The sequence below is a fragment of the Nitrobacter sp. 62-13 genome, assembly GCF_001896955.1.
GTDB lineage: Bacteria > Pseudomonadota > Alphaproteobacteria > Rhizobiales > Xanthobacteraceae > Nitrobacter.
This window is the reverse complement of record NZ_MKRN01000117.1, coordinates 18,951-23,446: the sequence shown is the minus strand read 5'-3', so window position 1 is coordinate 23,446 and position 4,496 is coordinate 18,951. Positions and strand designations below refer to the sequence as shown.

Here is a 4,496-nt window from a genome sequence, read left to right as displayed (position 1 = left end):
CGCTGCACCAAAGGCTCACTGAGCGTTTCGTTGATCGCCGGACCAGTGTATTGATGCGCCGCCTGCGGGAAAACACGATGTTGGATACGGAAATCGGCAAGACCGGCGAGGTGATCGTAGAGGGCCATGTCATAGGCCGTCTCGATGGCTTTACGTTCGTACCCGATGCGGCCGAGGCCGGCTCGGAAGCCAAGGCGCTGCAAGCGATCGCGCAGAAGGCGCTGGCCGGCGAAATCGAAGCGCGCGCAGAAAAGCTGGCGGCCGCGCCGGACGATCAGTTCGTGCTGACCTCGGACGGCACCATCCGCTGGACCGGGGACGCGGTGGCGCGGCTGATCGCCGCTGACGATGTGTTGCGGCCCCGCATCCGTATCATCTCCGACGAGCGGCTGACCGGCGCTCCGCGCGATGCGGTGCAGGCCCGGCTCGATTTGTGGCTGAAGACTCACGTCGAGAAATTGCTGGGACCACTTTTCGAACTGACCAAGGCGGAGGATGTCACCGGCATCGCGCGCGGCATCGCATTCCAGTTGATCGAGGCGCTCGGCGTGCTGGAGCGCTCGAAGATCGCCACTGAGATGAAAGATCTCGATCAGCCGTCGCGCGCATCCTTGCGCAAATACGGCGTGCGCTTCGGCGCCTATCACATCCATTTCCCGGCGCTCCTGAAACCGGCGGCGCGTGCGTTGGCCTCGCTGTTGTGGGCGCAGAAGCAGGACAATGTCGACCTCTCGGCGCTGTCAAGCGCGCAGCATCTGGCCGCCAGCGGCCGCACCTCGTTTCCGGCCGACAAACTGCTCAATCAGGACGCCTATCGTGCGCTTGGTTATCGGCAATGCGGCGAGCGGGTGGTCCGCGTCGATATTCTCGAGCGATTGGCTGATCTGATCCGCCCGGCGCTGGCGTGGCGGGAAAACGCGCTGGGGCAGAAGCCAGCCGGCGCGTTCGACGGCCGTGGCTTCGTTGTGACCCAGGCGATGACGTCGCTCGTCGGCACCGCCGGCGAGGAATTCGCTTCCATCCTGCGCGCGCTCGGCTATCGCATGGAGCGTTGCCCGGCGCCTCCACCGGTTACAGAGGCTGCTCCGGCGACCGAAGGCGGTGCGGAGGCGGTGCCCGCCGAAGTGTCGGAGAGCGTGCCGGAGCAATCGGCTGCGTCGGACGCCATGCCCGAAGCGCGGGAAACCGCGTCGGACAGCGCGGGCGCGCCTGATGCCGGATCGGTTGTCGAGCAGTCGCCAACGGTAGATGCGGTTTCGTCGGAGGTGACCGCTGCGGTGACCGAAGCCGGGGCTGCAGGCATCGAGGAGACGCCGGCGGAGGTGTCGTCCGACGTCGCGGTCTCGCCGGCTTCCGATGCTGTTGAACCCATTCCCGCGGACGCGACGCATGACGTGTCGGCGACCGTCGATGCTGCGAGCGCGCCCGAGGGCGAAACATCCGCTGAGACAGCCGCGGTTGGTGTCGCCCCGATGGCCGTGGCGGACGCCGAGCCCGCTACTGTCGAGGTCTGGCGGCCAGGCGGCCGGTCTGCCGACCGCCGTCCGCGCCACGATCGCAATCGCCATCGCCGTCAGCAGTCCGGGCGGGACGAAACGCAACAACCAGCGGCTGCGGACGGCGAAGCGGGCGAGGGGACGCAAAGACGTGAGCGGCATGGGCGGGGACGCCGCCGGCCTTCCGCCGATGCACCAACTGAGGCCGCGTCCGGCCGGGAGTCGCGAGAGGGCAAGGAACGTCCGCCGCGCGAGCGTTTTCACGGCAAGGGCAGAGACAGGGACCAGGACAAGGGCCGGTTTCAGGGCTCCCGCAAGGGGGGCGGGCGCGAGGGACGCCCGGACGCCGGACCCTCGCACCGTCCCTATGCCAGCAGCGCGCCGCGCGAGCGTGAACGCGCGCTGGATCCGAACTCGCCGTTTGCGAAACTGGCTGCGCTCAAGGAGCAGCTTGCGGGCCGCAAGGATTGACCGGGCGGGCGACGAGGGGCCGACCCGTTCAACGCGTTTTATTCCCGCGAACCGGCATCCACTTCGCTTGAAAACGCTATTAGTGTGAAGCTATTTGGCAGTTCTGGAGCGCCAGCGTCTCGACAAGTGGTTGTGGCATGCGCGGGTAGTCAGAGCCCGGACCCATGCGGCGGCTTTGGTCGAGTCCGGCCATGTCCGCGTCAACGGTGCGCGTGAGAAATCTCCGGGGCATTCCCTCAGGGTCGATGACGTGCTCACGGTCGGACTGGACCGCGGTGTCCGCATCCTCAGGGTCATCGGATTTTCCGAACAGCGCGGAAATGCGACTGCTGCAAGAGCGCTTTATGAAGACGTGTCAGATGCTTCCAGCGGAAGTCAATCGCACACATAGCGTCTCTCCACGGCTTGCGGCAGCGCTGTTCCTGCGGTACCCCAGCCTGCAAATCTGACTCTCCTGGAGCCTTGGATGACTTACGTCGTCAACGATGCCTGCATTAAGTGCAAATACACCGATTGCGTTGAAGTTTGCCCTGTCGATTGCTTCTATGAAGGCGAGAACATGCTCGTCATTCATCCCGATGAGTGCATCGATTGCGGTGTCTGCGAACCGGAATGTCCGGCCGAAGCCATCAAGCCTGATTCCGAGCCGGGGCTGGAGAAGTGGCTCGAGGTGAACGCGGAGTACGCCAAAAGCTGGCCCAATATCACGCAAAAGAAGGACGCCCCGCCTGACGCCAAGGAGTTCGAGGGCATGGATGGTAAATTCGAGAAGTATTTTTCTTCCAATCCGGGATCCGGAGACTGAATTTTATCACAAACGCATTTTCTGAAGGCGCGAGGCCGGGAGGCGGCATTCTGCCTTAACCTTATTTGCGGCCGGCGGCGCCAAAAGCGGTCCGCAATACGGTTCTTTGGGTATAAATCATTGATTTTTGCGGAAAATGTGCTATATTGATCGTGTTTTCGGAGCTGGATTACGTTTTTACCTGCTTGTAGCCCCCTGAGGGGCTCCCGTGAAAACATCGAACAGGGCGTGGCATGTCCACGCGCAGGTTGTGTCACAGAAACCGCGTAAAAAAAATACTTCAAGGGCGTCTGCGGCTCGCCGCGGTGCACGGGTTCGTGCCCGGACCGCTGGCACGAACGCCCGAACGGCTGCCAAGGGCTCGGCCGGAAAATCCTCAAGAAATAAAAGAGGCGAAATGCCAAGCAAGACTGCCAAAGTGGCCGCCAAGACTGCTGCTTCGAAAACCGCGGTGAAGACGGCTGCATTGAAGGCTGCCGCATCGAAAGGCGCATCGGCCTCCAGGGGCGCTTCCAGGACCGCGAAGCCGGCTGCAAAGTCCGCGGCGAAAACTGCGGTGGCCAGCAAGCCCGCCGCGAAGTCTGCCGCCAAGACCAGCGCGCTCCGTGTCGAGGAGCCGAAGAAGGTTCTGACCCAGCGCCAGGGGTTCAAGACCAACGAGTTCGTGGTCTATCCGGCGCACGGCGTCGGCCAGATTCTGGCGATCGAAGAGCAGGAGATTGCGGGCGCCAAGCTCGAACTGTTCGTCATCAATTTCATGAAGGATAAGATGACGCTGCGGGTTCCGACCGCGAAGATCGCGAATGTCGGCATGCGCAAGCTGTCCGAGCCGGGTCTGGTCAAGCGGGCGCTTGAAACGCTGAAGGGCCGCGCGCGCATCAAGCGCACGATGTGGTCGCGTCGTGCGCAGGAATATGAAGCCAAGATCAATTCGGGAGACATCGTTGCGATCGCCGAGGTGGTGCGCGATCTCTATCGTTCGGAATCGCAGCCTGAGCAATCCTACAGCGAACGTCAGCTCTATGAGGCCGCGCTCGATCGCCTGTCGCGCGAGATCGCCGTTGTCCAGCATGTGACGGAAACCGAGGCGGTCAAGGAAATCGAAGGACAACTCGCCAAGAGCCCGCGCCGCGGCGCCAAGGCGGAGGCCGACGCCGATGGCGATATCGACGCCGACGCTGATGGTGATGACGCGGCGGTCGCCGACGAAGCTGCGTAACCGGCTTTTCGACGACAAAGGACAAGAAAAACCCGGCCGAATGGCCGGGTTTTTTGTTTCGAACATTTCATTTGGAGCATTGTTCGGATCGTCGAAGCGGGTGCGAACTCTCGCATGCGGCGAGGAGTCGGGAGTGGGTCAAGAGTCTTCCACCCGCCCGGCTCTCTCGGTCGACTGTCCCATGAGCAGGGAGGCAAAGCCGTATTCGTTGCGCCTTGTTTGGGCCGTCCTTGAATGCGTTACGGCGCAGATCAATCCACCACGATCTTGACCCGGCTGCGCACCTTGACCTGCGCATGCTGGTCGAGACCGTTGAGCACGCGGAAACGCTCCGCTGGATGATCGACGCCCGCCATGCGATGCGATAGCGATTCCACGGTATCGCCGGGTTGCACGGTGATGACCTTGATCCGTAGTGGCCGCGCCGCCTGAATTTCATCCAGCGTCAGGCGGCGGAAGGAGGCGACGGTCTCGCGGGCGTTGCGCTCGCTCTCGGTGGTCTTGT

3 protein-coding genes and 2 pseudogenes are annotated in these 4,496 nt (G+C 63.1%); 4 read left to right on the top strand and 1 reads right to left on the bottom strand.

Annotation, left to right across the window (positions count from 1 at the left end; genetic code table 11):
* The 4 genes and pseudogenes from BGN91_RS09665 to BGN91_RS09650 all read left to right on the top strand — a co-directional run.
* A pseudogene (locus tag BGN91_RS09665) lies at positions 1 to 1,967 on the top strand (helicase); the annotation flags it as partial.
* Positions 1,968 to 2,070: 103 nt separating this feature from the next.
* Positions 2,071 to 2,358: an RNA-binding S4 domain-containing protein gene (locus BGN91_RS09660; RefSeq protein ID WP_292612589.1), complete on the top strand. Its 288-nt coding sequence runs from the start codon at positions 2,071 to 2,073 to the stop codon at positions 2,356 to 2,358.
* Positions 2,359 to 2,433: 75 nt separating this feature from the next.
* Positions 2,434 to 2,772, top strand: a complete 339-nt coding sequence (gene fdxA, locus BGN91_RS09655) for a ferredoxin FdxA (protein WP_292612585.1) — start codon at positions 2,434 to 2,436, stop codon at positions 2,770 to 2,772.
* 397 nt (positions 2,773 to 3,169) lie between these two features.
* Positions 3,170 to 3,991, top strand: a complete 822-nt coding sequence (locus tag BGN91_RS09650; RefSeq protein WP_292612583.1) for a CarD family transcriptional regulator — start codon at positions 3,170 to 3,172, stop codon at positions 3,989 to 3,991.
* Between the two features lie 251 nt (positions 3,992 to 4,242).
* Here the strand turns inward: BGN91_RS09650 and BGN91_RS09645 are convergent.
* Positions 4,243 to 4,496, bottom strand: a pseudogene (locus BGN91_RS09645) (LysM peptidoglycan-binding domain-containing protein); the annotation flags it as partial.

Excerpts from the sequence above, each read along its gene's own strand:
- fdxA (WP_292612585.1), top strand. The coding sequence starts at position 2,434 with ATGACTTACGTCGTCAACGATGCCTGCATTAAGTGCAAATACACCGAT.
- BGN91_RS09650 (WP_292612583.1), top strand. The coding sequence starts at position 3,170 with ATGCCAAGCAAGACTGCCAAAGTGGCCGCCAAGACTGCTGCTTCGAAA.